Below are 15,872 nucleotides of genomic sequence, written 5' to 3'. Positions count from 1 at the left end.
TATTTATTCTTTTTCAGAAAAACGAAATCCTATTCCATGGAGGTTTTCTATTAAAATGTGATGCTCCTCAGCAAGTACTTTTCGTAATCTGGAAATAAATACATCAAGACTTCGGCCCATAAAATAATCATCATCACCCCAGATGGCCTTCAGAATATCCTGTCTTTTAACTACAAGGTTTTTGTGACGAATGAAATAGAAAAGCAGGTCAGATTCTCTTTGCGTAAGAGTTATACTGTTTTCTATCCCTTGCAGCGTATAGTTTTTAGGATCAAAATTATATTTCCCCACTTTATATTTTAGAGGGGCAGTATCTGTTTTCTTGGTGCGTTTCAGGAAGACTTCAATTTTCAGCATCAGTTCTTCAATACTGAATGGCTTTACCAGATAATCATCAGCTCCTATTTTAAGCCCTTTGATTCTGTCTTCTTTTAAGGCTTTGGCAGAAATAAAAATAATGGGGATCTCAGAATTTTTACTGCGGATATGTTCAGCTACTTCAAAACCGTTTATGCCGGGCATCATAATATCCAGCAGACATATATCGAAATCCTGACTGTTAAATGCTTCCAATGCCGATTCTCCATCAGAATAACAGCTGATATCATAATAACTTTCCAGACTGTCCTCAACCAGGAAAGCTATTGTTTTGTCATCTTCGGCATATAAAATTTTAGATTTCTCCATACTTACAAATAATTAATTTGAAAACGGACAAAAAAGGGTTGTGGTAATTCCTTTCTCTTCATTATTCTCCACAGAAATTTTCCAGTGATGCTGCTGAACTACTTTTTTTACATAAAATAATCCCAGGCCAAAACCATTCACTTCTTCACTTCGTTTAGTGTGTACTCTGTAAAATTTTTCAAAAATATGAGGAATATTTTTAGCAGGAATACCCATTCCGTTGTCTTTAAACTTTAAATATAAGCCTTTTGAATCTTTATAAGATGAAATTGTAATAACGGGCATTGTTTCACAATACTTAATGGAATTATCTAAAAGGTTGTAAATGATATTTGTAAAGTGAAATTCATCAGCCATTACTGAAGTACTGTTTTCAATATTAATTTCGATGTTAAGGTCTTTATTTTTATGCTGTATACTGTCTGCAATTTCTTGAATAAAAGGAAGTAAAAGGATTTTTTGAGGCTTTAATGACAACCCTGCGGCATCATTTTTAGCAATATTCAGTATTTTCTCAATGTGATTATTGAGCTTATGACTTTGATTGATGATAATGGAAGTATACGTTTGCAGTTTGGAATTATCCTGCACCAGATCCTGCTTATTGAGTGCTTCTGAGGCTAAAAGTATCGAAGACAATGGCGTTTTAAACTCATGAGTCATATTGTTAATGAAATCACGCTGCAGTTCTGAAAATTTCTTTTGTTGAATAATGGTATAAATAGAATAAACATACACCAGAAGAATGATAATAAGAGCAAACGTAAGAACATACCAGAACCTTAAAGAACTGATCAGGTAAGTGGTTTTATCCGGAAAACGGATAGAAAAGTAATAGATCAGGTTTTTGTGCTTCGGAAAATTAATCATCTTGTTACTGGGGCTTTCCTGATGCGAAGTCATATACTTTCCGTACACCATTTTATCACTGTGGCAGTTATATAATGCATATACGTAATCTGTGTTGATCTGAAGCCGGGTAAATTCTGTTTTCAGATAATATTCAAGAACTACGGGATGAAATTCATTGTTAATATTAACCACATAATAGTCATTGGCAATATTCTGAACAGGACTTTCTGTATAAGAATTTTTACCTCCGGATAATTTCTCTGCAACCTCCATTAAGGCAATATTTACCTTTTGGTTGAACTTTTTATCTTCAAGATTATAAGCCTGTCGGGTCCACATCAGCTGAGCTATTAAAATTCCGATAATAGCTACGAATCCCAGTGTTATTATAATATTGAGTTTTTTTATTTTCATTTCCTGAACAATATTATCCAAAAATATCTATTTATCTTTTATTATTAACAACTCGTTAACAAATGTTTGACAGCGGTTAACAAGTTGTAATCATTGTCTGTTTTACATTTGTTATATCGAAAAAGATAATTAGTTTCTAACTATTAAAATTTATACTCATGAAAAAATTAAAAATCACAGCTCTTTTAGCCGTTTTGGCATTCTCTCCGTTTTATGCAAATGTAATTACTGCAGATGCTCCTTCCATTGTAAAAATGGTTGCAGATGCTATTAAATGGAAATCAGAATCTATAGATGTAGGAAATATCCCTCAGGGAAAACCAAAATTGATCAGATTTGAATTTACGAATACCAGTTCACAACCAATCATTATTCAAAATGTAGCTCCTTCATGTGGATGTACTACAGCTGATTATACAAAAACACCTATCCAGCCAGGGAAAAAAGGATTTGTAGAAGCTAGCTATAACGCAGCAGCAACAGGTCCGTTTATGAAGACTGTAAACGTTACAACAAGTGATAGTAAAACTCCTAAAACGCTTTCATTCAAAGGAGTAGTTGCTTCTTAATACATCGTTTTAACAAATAAAAAATAGCCTGGTAATTATTATCAGGCTATTTTTTTTAAAATACTTGATTTGTTTTTAAAAGAATTTAAAGAATAATTATTTGTAGCATTATTTATCGGGCTATTTTAAAGGATTGCATTTCAATATTTATTATTTTTAAGAAAAAATAATTTATGAGTCTATATACACAACCAATGCTGCGCGAAGGTGCACTAAAAGATAAAGTAGCAATTGTAACAGGAGGCGGAAGCGGGCTTGGAAAAGCGATGACCAAATATTTTCTTGAACTGGGCGCTAATGTGGTGATTACTTCCAGAAATTTGGAAAAGCTGCAAGCTACGGCTAAAGAACTGGAAGATGAGACTGGAGGAAAAGTACTTTGTGTAGCTTGTGATGTAAGAAACTGGGATGAGGTGGAAGCAATGAAAGAAGCTACCCTGAAAGAATTTGGAAAGATTGATATTTTATTGAATAACGCCGCTGGAAATTTTATCTCTCCAACAGAAAAACTGACTCACTCTGCTTTTGATTCTATTTTGGATATCGTTTTAAAAGGAACAAAAAACTGTACACTTTCTGTAGGAAAACACTGGATAGATTCTAAAACTCCGGGAACGGTTCTGAATATCGTTACAACCTATGCATGGACAGGTTCTGCCTATGTAGTGCCGTCAGCTTGTGCAAAGGCAGGCGTTTTGGCAATGACAAGATCTCTGGCTGTAGAATGGGCAAAATATGGAATCCGTTTCAATGCCATTGCTCCGGGACCTTTCCCTACAAAAGGAGCTTGGGACAGACTTCTTCCGGGAGACCTTCAGGAAAAATTTGATATGAAGAAAAAAGTTCCGTTGAGAAGAGTAGGAGAGCATCAGGAGCTTGCCAATCTTGCCGCTTACCTGGTTTCTGATTATTCAGCATATATGAATGGGGAAGTAGTAACCATTGATGGAGGAGAATGGCTTCAGGGTGCCGGAGAATTTAATATGCTTGAAGCAATCCCAAGCGAAATGTGGGATGCTTTAGAAGCAATGATTAAATCAAAAAAATCAAATTAATTAAACTTAAATAAAAAAAGGCTCCCGGATGTGTAACAATTCCGGGAGTTTTTTTACCTATGTACTAAGTAATAATTTTTCAAATGAATTTTAAACTTCCAACCCTTGTTTCCACCGTTACAGTGTTGCTGTTTTCAGGATCTGTATACGCACAGGAAAAACCGAAATATGATTATGTAGAAGCATTCAAACCGTTTTTCTATCCGCAGACAGGTACAGCAACCCGTTCTGCAAGTGGACAGCCGGGACATGCGTATTGGCAGAATTCAGCAGATTATCATTTGAATGTCAGCCTGAATGAAGATAAAAAAGAAATTATCGGTACTGCGGAAATTACTTATACCAACAATAGTCCGGATAAGCTAGGTTTTCTTTGGCTGCAGCTTGATCAGAACCTTTTTGCGAAAGATTCCAGAGGAAATGGGGTAGTTCCGCTTTCAGGAAGCAGAAACGGAGCTCATGGTGAAGAGTTTAATGGCGGATACAAAATTAAATCAATCAAGCTTGATGGGAAAAGAGAAGTAAAATATACCATTACAGATACAAGAATGCAGATTGATCTGCCAAAGGAACTGAAAGCCAATGGAGGAGTTGCAAAAATAGAAATTGAATATTCTTTTGTTTCTCCTGAGTATGGTTCAGACCGGATGGGAATACAGGACACTAAAAATGGTAAAATCTTTACCATGGCACAATGGTATCCGAGAATGTGCGTGTATGATGATGTTTTGGGATGGAATACGCTTCCATACCTAGGAGCTTCGGAGTTTTATTTAGAATATGGGGATATTACAGCTAATATTACCGTTCCGGCTAATCATTATGTGGTAGCATCCGGAGAGCTTCTGAATGAAAAGGAAGTCTACAGTAAAGAGGAAATCAACAGATGGAACCAGGCAAGAAACAGTGATAAAACAGTAATGATCCACCCTGAGTCTGAAATTGGTAAAAATAAAACCTCCGGTACGAAAACCTGGAAATTTAAAATTAAGCAGACAAGAGATTTTGCTTGGGCATCATCTGCCGGATTTATTTTAGATGCAGCAAAAATTGATTTGCCTAGTGGAAAGAAATCTTTAGCTATTTCAGCGTATCCTGCAGAAAGTGTTGGGGAAAAAGCATGGGGAAGATCTACAGAATATACAAAAGCAGCCATAGAACATTATTCAAAAAAATGGTATGAATATACTTATCCTGCAGCTACCAATGTGGCAGGAAATGAAGGTGGAATGGAATATCCGGGAATTGTGTTCTGCCATATGGATTCCAAGGGAGAAGACCTTTGGGGAGTTACAGATCACGAGTTCGGACACAACTGGTTTCCTATGATTGTGGGATCTAATGAAAGATTATTTGCCTGGATGGATGAAGGGTTTAATACGTTCATTAATGGTCTTTCCACTGAAGCCTTCAATAAAGGAGAATATTATAGCAAACCCAATCTTGCAAGAACGGGGATGTATCTGATGACTGACAATCTGGAACCTGTGATGGTAGGACCGGATAATATGAAAGAAAGAAGTATCGGTGCTTTGGCGTACTATAAACCGGGAACAGGATTAGCGGTTTTAAGAGAAACGATCCTCGGACCTGAAAAATTTGACAAAGCATTCAGGACTTATATAGATCGATGGGCCTTTAAACATCCTACACCATGGGATTTCTTCCACACGATGGAAAACGTTTCCGGGGAAGAGCTGAACTGGTTCTGGAGAGGATGGTTCCTGAATAAATGGAAAGTTGATCAGGCCGTTAAAAATGTAAAATATATCAACGATGATTTTAAAAACGGAGTTCAGATTACTGTTGAAAACCTTGGCCAGCTGCCAATGCCTACCACTGTACAGTTGAAATTCAAAGATGGAACGGCACAAACCGTGAAAATTCCTGTTGAGGTTTGGAAAAGAAATTCAGAATGGACATTCAAGGTAGATTCTAATAAGGAAATTGATGAGGTGAAACTTGATCCGAATTCTGTAGTTCCTGATATCAATCCGGAAAACAACAGCAAAAAGCCAGAATAGAAATTCTGCTGCATATATCTGTAAAATATACATGTTACAAATGCCTGAGCTTACAATCGTAAGTTCAGGCTTTTTATTTTTAGGGTGTTTTTCCGGGGCAAGTAAAGGGGTTTCCCTACAATCTTTTGGGCATCAGTGATCTACTTTTGTCTCACCATATTAATCAAAAACAAAACAACATGGAAACATTAAAATCAGTGCTTGAAGCAAGCCACGCCAAAAAAACAAAAAATGAGTTAATCGACCTTTTATCGGGAGTAGAAAAAGTTCTTACCCCTGCAGTCTATGAAAAAGTATCAGGAATTGAGACTTCAGAATTGAGTGCATTAACGAACAAAGAACTATTAGGTATCGTAGAAGACTTCAAAAAGAATTATGATGAGAAGTGGGAAAAATCTTTTTCCGGTGCATCTTTAGAAATTATGAAATTGATTGCCGGTAAAATGGCTGCCGATGAAGAAATCTTCAAAACTTCAGATGCTGCCAGTGCAGATTTCGCTGCAGAATTGGGAAGTATTGACTTTGCTACTATTATTGGCGGACCTTTGGATGCTTGTGTAAAAGCGCAGTCTAATGCCTCTATTGCCACCGTTAATTTCATCAATGAAGTCGGTTTTGAGCTTACGGATCCCAACAACCCGAATAGCGCGAAAAAACTGAGAATGGCAGAATTCAAATACACCAAAAATATTCCCAACCCGGATTTTGATCCAGATAAGCCAGTAGATAATACCAATCCTAAAACAATTCCTGATCCGGTAGAACTTACCGTTCCTTTCATAGCATTGCTGAATGTTCCAAGTTTCAGAATTGAAACCTGTGAAGTAGATTTCAATGTTAAGCTAAATTCAACATACACCAAAGACGTAAGTGACGAATTTGGAATCAATGCCGGAGTATCCGGAGGATGGGGACCTGTAAAGTTCAAAGTGGATGTGTCTTATAAAAGAACCTCCAGCACAGGAATCAAAGTGGAAAAAGAATACTCTCTTGGAGTAAAAGTACGGGCAACCAATGACGAAATGCCTGCCGGACTTGAAAAGGTACTTGGACTTCTTTCACAATAATCTATTTTACGAAAGATGATAAAATTATCAGACTACCTGGATTATCTCAACAACGAGATAATTCAGGCTCGTAAAAAAGCAGACGAAAATGCGGTTCTTATTGCAAAAGAATATGCCCGTCATGAATACCTTAAATACTTTAAGGTTCCGAGATATGCGCTGCCCAGTGTAAAGATGGATATTCCGATCAAAATTACGGATATAGATTCAGCTCCTAAATATAATTTTAAACTAAATCAGGATCAGTTTGTTACAGAAATGAACGAGAGAATCCGTCTGGTGAATAAAGAGAAAAAGCTTAATATTTCTGAAATTACTAAAAGACAGATCCAGACTGAAGAATTCAAGACCTTGTTTAGTAAGCTGGAAAAAAGTGATCAGAAATTCGGTAAACTTCCCGCCAATGAAGTGCTGAAACTGGATCTCCGAAACAAAATAAAAATTCTTAATTCCGGAATCTTCAGACCTCAGGAAGGGACTACTGAAGAAGAAACTGATGAGCTGAAAGAAATTTTCTCAAAGGTTTTACTGAATAAATATACACTGGTGAATGCAAAGCTGAATAACATCTACATAGATCCCAATACAAGCGCAGCGGAAGATAAAGATAAGCTGTTTATCAATCTTCATGTAGAAATGGAGGAAGAGGGAATCAGGATTGTATCCTATAAAGATAAAGACGGTAATGAAATAGAACAGATAACTTTTGAGTAATGCAGGAACTTATTCACTACACCGTACAGAAAATCAAAGAACTTCTGGAGCATTTCAATGAAGTTCAGGGTTTATACCTGTCAAAATCATTTGACTTTGATGCCCGGTTTGATGTATTTCTCAACGAGGCTCTGGAATATTTTCGTACAAAAGGAAATACCAGCCACGAATCTGAGGTTTTGAAGATTATGAATATGATTTCAACCGTTAAAAGAGGTTTTAATCCTATAAAAATGGAGAAAATAATTAACGGAAGGCGAGAGATTCTCGGAGGATTTTCATTCAACGGAATGGAAAGTATGTATGATATTCTGATGGAAATCTATGCGAAGGAAAATAAAAAACTGGATGATGCAGAAGAACTTATTTCAGGAATCATTGTTTCCTTATACCAGAATGGAATTTTAGATGATGAAAAACTGAAAGAAATGAATACCGTTCCCAAAATTGAAAGCTTCTGGAATTCACTGGTCGAACAGAATACGGCCATATCGGGAATTAATAAAAAGCTAAGACTGACGATCATTCCTGAAGATATTTTCATCATTCTGGAAAAAGTATTTCTCAAATTAATTTAAAAAAAGATCATTATGGAAACCGGAAGATATATCGTTTTGCTGAAAGATCAGCAGAAGACCGCACTCAAAAAAATAGAGAAAGAACTGGAGGTGAGCATTACTTCCTCAGAGCTTCTCTCCAAAGAAAACCGCTCTTATGAAATTATCGATCAGGATAATGGTGTACTTTACAAAAACCTGGGTATTCTTGTGGTAGACAATATGGATGAAGATCAATTGAGAAGTGCTGTGAAAAATGATTCCAATTCTATTGTTTATTATGAAAAAGAACGGGAATTTTTTCCTGCAAATGAGCTGCAATTGATTAACGAGCTTAAAAAACAATCGGCAGGACTCGCAGAAAAAATTTCAGAACTTGAAAACTATATGACCAAGAAACCTTTACCTCAGCAATCATTTGTTGAAATGGAATGGGGTTTAAAAGCCATTGGGCTGGAAAATGCTCATTATACAGGCAAAGGTATCGATATCTGCATTCTGGATACAGGACTTGAAACTTCCCATCCCGATTTTTCTTCTGAAGAAATTGAAGGAAAATCTTTCATCAATGGTGAAGACTGGAACAGAGATCCCAACGGTCATGGTACACACTGCGCCGGAGTTGCCACAGGAAATACCAGAAGTGATACCGGAAGACGTTACGGAATTGCCAGAGACTGCAATTTGAAAATTGCAAAAGTGCTTGCAGATAACGGAAGAGGAACTACCAGCAGCGTGATTGATGCCATAGACTGGGCGATTACGAAGAAATTCAGAATACTGTCTCTTTCACTGGCATCTCCGGTGAAACTTGATGACCAGCCTTCCGTACTTTTTGAAACCATTGGAGAAAGAGCACTGGAAAATAACTGCCTTATTATAGCAGCTGCAGGAAATGATAGCAACAGACCGCAGATTCCACAGCCCGTTTCTATGCCGGCCAATTCAAAATCTATTATGGCGGTAGGGGCTATTGACAGTCAGATGAAGATTGCCCGGTTTTCCAATGCGGGAATCAACCCATCTACAGGAGGGAATATTAATGTCTGTGCTCCCGGAGTAGATATTATAAGTGCCTATCCTAAAAATGCAAAGAACAAAAAGAATTTTTATTATACGATGAGCGGTACCAGTATGGCTGCACCACATGTCTCCGGACTTACCGCTTTGTATATGGAACAGTTTCCTGATAAATCAGCAAAAGAAATCTGGGAGCTTATTGAAAACAAAGCAAGGCCTATTGAAGGCATAAAATACAGAGATATAGGAAACGGATTAATACAGGTCTGCTTATGAACACTTATCTCGCCGTTTTAAAGAAAGATATAAATGTAAAAAAGCTTGAAGCTCTTCTGAAAAGTAAAGAAATCAAGCTTGTGGTTCACTACAAAACCATAGGAGTTGTGAAACTTGAAAGCCAGCTGACGATTTTGGAGACCGAATTTCAGGACTATTTTATATCTATAGAAGAAGAAAAAGATAATTTAACAATATAATCATATCAATAAAGCTTTTCTGTCCCAGAGAAGTTTTATTTTTGTCTCTTACTGATAAAATAACATATGAATTTAAGATTTTCAATAGTTTTCCTGATGTTTTTAGCATTAGGATTTTCACAGGACCTTACCGTAATGAGTTTCAATATCAGACTGAATGTTGAATCCGATAAAGACAATGCATGGCCAAATAGAAAACAGGATGTTGCAGATTTGCTGACCTATTATCACCCCGATTATTTCGGAGTACAGGAAGCGCTTCCGGAACAGATGAAGGATATTAAAACAGGTTTAAAGAACTATGACTACATAGGAGTAGGAAGAGATGATGGTAAAGAAAAAGGCGAGTTTTCTGCTATTTTTTATGATACTAATAAACTTGAAATCGTAAAATCAGGGACGTTCTGGTTGTCGGAAACTCCTGAGAAACCTTCCAAAGGATGGGACGCTGCATTAAACAGAATCTGTACCTATGCTGTATTTAAAGATAAAAAATCAAAAAAGGAATTTCTGGCGATGAACCTTCATTTCGATCATGTAGGAAATGTAGCCAGAGTAAAATCTTCCGAACTGATCCTGAAAAAGATCAAAGAACTGAATCCAAAGAACCTTCCGGTGGCCCTGAGCGGAGATTTTAATCTGACAGATGACTCTGAACCCATTAAAATTCTTTCCCAGAACATGAAAGATACCTTTTACCATTCCGAAACAAAGCATTACGGACCGGTAGGAACTTTCACAGGCTTCAATGTCAATGAAGTCCCAAAAGACAGAATTGATTATATTTTTACAAAAGGCTTTAAGATAAAATCCCACAGACACATCAATGACAGAAGAGAAAATCTGTTGTATCCATCAGACCATTTCCCGGTGATTGTGAATCTTTCCCTATAAAAAATCAGTTGGTTGGAAAATCAATTTCAAATCCAATTCCTCTCAGGGATTGGATTTTTATTTGAGGATCATTATTGAAATACTTACGCAGTCTGCTGATGAATACATCAAGGCTTCTCCCAGTAAAATAATCATTGGTTTCCCAAAGATTATCCAGAATATTATCTCTTGTAATAATGGTATGATTGTGTTTCAGAAGATACAGTAAAAGCTCTTGTTCCCGTATTGTAAGGCGATTATTCCCGTTAGGATGTGACAATAGAAGTTTGGCAGTGTCCAGTGAAAATTCTCCAATTTTTATATGGGATTCTGTAGGAACCGGAAGTGTCCTTTTCAGGATGTTTTTAATTCGTAAAACGAGTTCTTCAGGATCGCAGGGCTTGGCAATATAATCGTCAGCGCCTATTTTCAACCCGGTCAAACGGTCTATTTTTTGATTTTTAGCCGTTAAAAATAACAAGGGGAAATTGTGTTTTTCCTTGATGATCATTTTAGCCAGGGAAAAACCGTCAAGATTGGGCATCATAACATCCAGAATTCCTATTTGAAAAGGAAAATCATCATGAAGTAGCGGCACAACATCTTCAGGATTCTGAAACCAGCTGACTTCAAAATCTTCCAATTCAAGATACTGCTTCAGAATCATTCCGAAATCCGGATCGTCTTCTGCCAGAAGGATTTTAGTTTTCATAAGGAATTGATATTTTAAAGGTACTTCCTGCTTGAGGCCGGCTGGAAACATCTATTTTGCCTCCATATCTTGTAATGATCTTTTTGACGAAATAAAGCCCAAGTCCAAGCCCTTTACTGTTATGGATATTGTTATTCTGTATTCTGTAGAATTTTTCGAAAATGGTATTTAATTCTTTCGCTTCCATACCTTGCCCGTTGTCTGAAACTTCAATTTCCAGATGTTGAGAACTGTTGCTGGTGTTTATTTTAACAGAAGATGCGCCGTATTTCACACTGTTTTCACAAAGATTTTTGATCACTGTTTCCATCAGATTTTTATCAAAAGGAAGCTTTTGTGAAATGGCATTTTCAAGGTTAAAATCAATGTTCGGGTAAGTCACCGCAAGATCTTGAATGAAAAAATCCCAGTCTTCAGGTTGTATTTCAACCATTTCATCCGATATTTCATCCTTATGAAGCTGAACCATCAGACTTTCAAGCCGGGAAATCTGACGGTCAATAAGAGGCAGCGTTTCAGGATTCCATTCTTTTTTTAATGCTTTTGAAGCTATTTTTAAAGTAGCAATCGGTGTTTTAAACTCATGTGAAATGTTATCCACAATGGTGTGGAGAACTTCTACCTGTTTCTGCTGTTGGATCAGATTTCTGATCGTGAAAATATATAGAAGAAGTACTCCCGAAAGAAGAAGAATACAACATATGATTAATAAAGTAAGCCCTTTGAAGACCACACTTTTTATATTTTTGATCTCAAAATCGGTCTGGGTTTTAACCAGGAATGTATTCCTTTTTTCAACCTGGCTATTGTCTGCATCGTCTCTTTTGGTTGTTGAGGTTTCCCAGCTTCCATTACTGGCAATACGGGGATTTTTTAGTTTATCTTTTGTTTCAAAAATCACAATAGGTTCGGTGATCACTTTAGAGCTGTCCGGAAGGTGAACAATAGAGAGATAACGGATTCTTGCAGAAATTTCATAGCCGTCTTTCTCATAGCGGCTGTCGATATAATGAATCAGTCTTTCTCTGGCTGATTTCCTGTTTTCTATGAAATAATTCAGGAAATCTTTTTTATTGATCTCTTTATTATGATATCTGATAATGATTCGCTGAAGGGTGTCATCATTGCGCTCTTTGGCTTCGTGGATGTCTTCCAGATTGTCAATGTAGTTCGTAAGCCCGTCATTCACGGATCTGTAGATATCCCTTTCTTTCACCTGATAGGTTTTATACATAAAGTAAACCTGTATTCCCAGTAAAAGTAGGAACAGGGCTGCAAAAACAGAGATAAGAATTTTACTCTTGGCTATCATTGAAACAAAGATAAAGCTTTACGATTTTACTGAAATAGTATTTTTATCATTAACCTTTTATTAACCTGATGATTAGTATGTTTTTTGTTAATTTTATAAAATTAAAAGATTATTTAATGAAAAAGATATTCATTCTTCTTGTTGTATTGCTTGGGATGATCATCAAAGCTCAAACCCATCGTTTTATATATGAACTTCAATACAGGCCTGAACCTAACGGGACAAGTTATGATAAAGAAGAAATGGTACTGGATATCAATCCGGAGGAAGTAAAGTTTTATGAATTTGAATTTTTAGCAAGCGATTCTCTGAATATTCTTCACGGGGGAATGTCTTCCCAACATACCAGCCAGTCCGGACAATCCATTATCAGAAAAAGAAACTCCAATAAAAATAAAAATTTTGTGCAGATCATGATGATGCCTTATTATTATGTTTTTGAAACAGAAGATAATCTTCAGTGGAAAATACAGGCTGATACTAAAAAAATCAATAACTATAATTTACAAAAAGCGACTGCTGTATTTGGGGGAAGAAACTGGACCGCCTGGTTTACTCCGGATATCAACATTCCTGAAGGGCCGTATAAATTCAGAGGATTGCCGGGATTGGTTCTGTATGTGGAAGATGATAAGAAAGACTTTATATATTCTTTCTCCCGAAATAGTAACCTGCCAAAAACATACGATACAAAAGGCTTTCTCGAAAAACATTATTCACTGGATTCTATTCCCATTGATGTTAAGAAGTGGGTGAAACTGAATCTGGAGTTTTATAATGATCCTTATGCCAGAATGAGAACCGAATTTCAACCGGACTGGAATGTCCGCATTAATGGGCAGCAAATCAAAAGTAAAGAAGAATTTGCGGGTTTGACTAAACAAACGCAGCGAAACATCAAAAAATATTATAATCCAATAGAACTGGATAAAGCTATTCCTTATCCATAGAAAAATATACTCTATTGATTTTAAAACCTGAATTTACGAATTCAGGTTTTATTATTTTAAAGAAAAGACATTAACCTATCATTAACCCATCGTTAACCGAATTTCTCCCTTTCAATACAGAATTTTGTACCCGTAAAACAGAACCGTGTTTTTGTTAGGATAAAAAAATTGCCATGTATAAAATTCTTTTTCTTCTGTGTTTTCCAGTCTTGATTCTTGCCCAGAAACAAAAACTTGGGGGAACAGTTACGAACACTGAAAATGAAAAACTTTCTTCAGTAAAAGTGGAACTGTATAATTCTCAAAATGCATTGATCAAAGAATTAAAGACGGATGAAAACGGAAAATTTGTCCTGGAGGATATAGCAGAACAGGATGTAAAATTGGTAATTAAAAACCAGGGATACTCTTTATTTGAGAAAAAATTTGATCTGAAAGAAGCTGAACCTCTGAATATTATTCTTAAAAAAGAATCGCAGGAAATAGAAGGCGTGGTAATGACGAAACGAAAGCCTTTGGTGAAACGAAAAGTAGACCGTCTGGAATTTAATGTTGAAAACAGCAATATTTCATCACTTAATGCCTGGGAGATTTTAAAAAATACACCAAGTGTCACCGTAAATAATGATGTACTCGGGGTAAAGGGAAGTACTGCAATTTTGGTGACCATTAATGATAAAAAGATAATGCTGACGGGTGATGAACTGAAAAATCTTCTGGAAAATACGCAGGGAGATGATGTGAAATCAGTGGAAGTGATTACCAATCCGCCTGCAAAATATGAAGCTTCAGGAAGTGCAGTCCTAAATATTGTTCTGAAAAAGAATAAAATTGAAGGCTACCGCGGGATTCTTTCATCCAAATATGTACAGACACAATATGCGAAAGGCGTTTTTGGTCTTTCCCAATATTATAAAAAAGATAAACTTTCCGTTATGGGAAGCTATTATAGAGGGCTGGGGACGTACTACCGGGAAGGGACAGATTATGTGAACTACCCGGAAAGCCAAACCCGATGGGTCAGTACGATGAACAGGAAGGATAAAAACTATAACCAGAATACCCTGAATTTTAATGTGGAATATGAATTGGACAGTTTGACCAATGCAAGCCTCAACTACTCAGGGTATTTTTCTCCAAAATCCTTCGGAACCTACAATGTTCCTACACTGATCTATAATAACCAGGATATTGTAGAATCTAACTATACCACGATCAATGATCACCGCTCACGCTCCATTAATAATTCTGTAAGTTTTCAGATAGACCGGAAACTGAATAAGAAAAGCAGTCTTTCATGGATCAGCTATTTTACCGGAAACAACGCCGATAAATATCAGAATGTCATTACCAATCTAAATTTTGCAGGGCAACCTCCAAAAGAAGATAATTTCCTTACTAAGAACAAAGCCGATGTTCAGTTGTATTCCACTCAATTCGATTATCAATGGAAAAATGATAAACTGGAGCTGGAATCCGGAGCAAAATATAGTTTTGTAAAGACCAGCAGCAAACTTGATTTTTCTGATAACGAAAATGGAGTACTGCAATACCGTCCGGAAAAGAGCAGTATCTTTGATTATAAAGAACATAATTTTGCCTTGTATTCCTCACTTGCCTATAATATTGGTAAATGGAATTTTAAAGGAGGACTTCGTGCAGAGATGACAGATCTGGAGGGTGTAGTTTCTGAACCTTATGAATTGAATAAAAGCAATTACTGGAAATTTTTTCCCACTTTTTACGCACAGTATACCACAGAAAATAAACAGGAATTCGGTTTCTCCTATGGGAAAAGGATCAGCAGACCTTCCTATTCATGGTTGAATCCTGCGAAATCTTATTATAACCTCTTCTCATACTATCAGGGAGACCCGAAGTTGAAAGCAACCATCACTCATAATCTCAATCTTACCTACTCCTGGAAAGAATGGAATCTGGATCTTTATTATAGAAAAGAAATATATCCGTCAATGGAAATTTCATATCAGGAACCTAGCACCAACAGCCTCATTTATTATTTTACCAATATTGAAAAAGGAGAAGCTTTCGGATTGAGCCTGTACAAAAACTTTCAGGTGAAACCATGGTGGAACATCATCATGTCTGAAAATCTTGAACACAACGAAAATTATTTCAAAGGAATAGACGGAATGCTGTATAAAAATAAGGTCTGGAATTGGGTTTCCAATATCTCAACAAGTTTTACCCTTGATAAAAACAACGATTGGAAAATGGAACTGGGACACCGTTACTATTCTCCGGGAATACAAGGGACTTTCAGGATTTCTGCGACTTGGTCAGCCTATTTTGTAATGAACAGAAAGTTCTTTAATAAAAAACTGGAAGCCAGTCTTATATTCACTGATATTTTCAGAACTACAGGTCAGAAAGTCAGCACAAAATACGCGAATCAGGATAATTATTTTCTTGATTATTCAGATACTCAGGGTGTCTCGTTTTCATTGAAATTCAATTTTGGAAATCAGTCTGTAAAAAATGCCAAAACAATAAAGAAGGCAGCAGAACAAGATCGATTATAGAATAATTTACTATAAAACCACATACAATAAAATATTATTACAAAAGA

Annotated in this window: 15 protein-coding genes; 11 read left to right on the top strand and 4 right to left on the bottom strand. The window is 36.3% G+C overall.

Annotated elements, in window-relative coordinates:
- Nucleotides 1-3: 3 nt before the first annotated feature.
- Complete coding sequence (locus AC57AW_RS01660; protein WP_318849259.1) at nucleotides 4-687, bottom strand: response regulator transcription factor; 684 nt, start codon at nucleotides 685-687, stop codon at nucleotides 4-6.
- A 12-nt stretch (nucleotides 688-699) separates the two neighbouring features.
- Complete coding sequence (locus AC57AW_RS01655; RefSeq protein WP_496350599.1) at nucleotides 700-1,953, bottom strand: sensor histidine kinase; 1,254 nt, start codon at nucleotides 1,951-1,953, stop codon at nucleotides 700-702.
- Between the two features lie 158 nt (nucleotides 1,954-2,111).
- Between AC57AW_RS01655 and AC57AW_RS01650 the strand changes: the two genes are divergently transcribed.
- The 9 genes from AC57AW_RS01650 (at nucleotide 2,112) to AC57AW_RS01610 (ending at nucleotide 10,329) form a co-directional block, all read left to right on the top strand.
- Complete coding sequence (locus tag AC57AW_RS01650) at nucleotides 2,112-2,522, top strand: DUF1573 domain-containing protein (protein WP_496350598.1); 411 nt, start codon at nucleotides 2,112-2,114, stop codon at nucleotides 2,520-2,522.
- A 173-nt stretch (nucleotides 2,523-2,695) separates the two neighbouring features.
- Nucleotides 2,696-3,577 carry an SDR family oxidoreductase gene (locus AC57AW_RS01645; RefSeq protein ID WP_496350597.1) on the top strand — a complete coding sequence of 294 codons (882 nt, stop codon included), beginning with the start codon at nucleotides 2,696-2,698 and terminating at the stop codon, nucleotides 3,575-3,577.
- An 83-nt stretch (nucleotides 3,578-3,660) separates the two neighbouring features.
- The gene (locus AC57AW_RS01640; RefSeq protein WP_496350596.1) at nucleotides 3,661-5,601 is read left to right on the top strand and encodes a M1 family metallopeptidase; all 1,941 of its coding nucleotides are present in this window, start codon (nucleotides 3,661-3,663) and stop codon (nucleotides 5,599-5,601) included.
- A gap of 179 nt (nucleotides 5,602-5,780) precedes the next feature.
- Nucleotides 5,781-6,668 (top strand): DUF2589 domain-containing protein, encoded by an 888-nt coding sequence (locus tag AC57AW_RS01635; protein ID WP_318849254.1) that lies wholly within the window; start codon nucleotides 5,781-5,783, stop codon nucleotides 6,666-6,668.
- Nucleotides 6,669-6,683: 15 nt separating this feature from the next.
- Nucleotides 6,684-7,382 (top strand): hypothetical protein, encoded by a 699-nt coding sequence (locus AC57AW_RS01630; protein WP_318849253.1) that lies wholly within the window; start codon nucleotides 6,684-6,686, stop codon nucleotides 7,380-7,382.
- Entirely contained in the window at nucleotides 7,382-7,960 is a 579-nt protein-coding gene (locus AC57AW_RS01625) for a hypothetical protein (protein WP_496350595.1), read from the top strand. The genes AC57AW_RS01630 and AC57AW_RS01625 overlap by 1 nt, the downstream gene beginning before the upstream one ends.
- 12 nt (nucleotides 7,961-7,972) lie before the next feature.
- Entirely contained in the window at nucleotides 7,973-9,235 is a 1,263-nt protein-coding gene (locus AC57AW_RS01620) for a S8 family peptidase (RefSeq protein ID WP_496350594.1), read from the top strand.
- Nucleotides 9,232-9,435 carry a hypothetical protein gene (locus tag AC57AW_RS01615; RefSeq protein WP_496350593.1) on the top strand — a complete coding sequence of 68 codons (204 nt, stop codon included), beginning with the start codon at nucleotides 9,232-9,234 and terminating at the stop codon, nucleotides 9,433-9,435. Before AC57AW_RS01620 ends, AC57AW_RS01615 begins: the two co-directional genes overlap by 4 nt.
- A gap of 66 nt (nucleotides 9,436-9,501) precedes the next feature.
- On the top strand, nucleotides 9,502-10,329 hold the full coding sequence (locus AC57AW_RS01610; RefSeq protein ID WP_496350592.1) for an endonuclease/exonuclease/phosphatase family protein: 828 nt from the start codon (nucleotides 9,502-9,504) through the stop codon (nucleotides 10,327-10,329).
- A 4-nt stretch (nucleotides 10,330-10,333) separates the two neighbouring features.
- Here AC57AW_RS01610 and AC57AW_RS01605 read toward each other — a convergent pair whose 3' ends face one another.
- Together AC57AW_RS01605 and AC57AW_RS01600 are read right to left on the bottom strand one after the other, a co-directional pair.
- The gene (locus tag AC57AW_RS01605) at nucleotides 10,334-11,020 is read right to left on the bottom strand and encodes a response regulator transcription factor (protein ID WP_496350591.1); all 687 of its coding nucleotides are present in this window, start codon (nucleotides 11,018-11,020) and stop codon (nucleotides 10,334-10,336) included.
- On the bottom strand, nucleotides 11,010-12,332 hold the full coding sequence (locus AC57AW_RS01600; RefSeq protein ID WP_496350590.1) for a sensor histidine kinase: 1,323 nt from the start codon (nucleotides 12,330-12,332) through the stop codon (nucleotides 11,010-11,012). The genes AC57AW_RS01605 and AC57AW_RS01600 overlap by 11 nt, the downstream gene beginning before the upstream one ends.
- Nucleotides 12,333-12,448: 116 nt before the next feature.
- On the opposite strand from AC57AW_RS01600, the gene AC57AW_RS01595 reads away from it, so the two are divergent.
- Nucleotides 12,449-13,282, top strand: coding sequence for a GLPGLI family protein (locus tag AC57AW_RS01595; RefSeq protein WP_496350589.1), 834 nt, complete (start codon nucleotides 12,449-12,451; stop codon nucleotides 13,280-13,282).
- A 173-nt stretch (nucleotides 13,283-13,455) separates the two neighbouring features.
- Nucleotides 13,456-15,825 (top strand): outer membrane beta-barrel protein, encoded by a 2,370-nt coding sequence (locus AC57AW_RS01590; RefSeq protein WP_496350588.1) that lies wholly within the window; start codon nucleotides 13,456-13,458, stop codon nucleotides 15,823-15,825.
- Nucleotides 15,826-15,872: the final 47 nt, after the last annotated feature.

The sequence above is a fragment of the Chryseobacterium sp. BGA-UO-ETr-SB22 genome (genome assembly GCF_059567885.1).
This window is presented reverse-complemented; position numbering and strand designations above follow the sequence as displayed.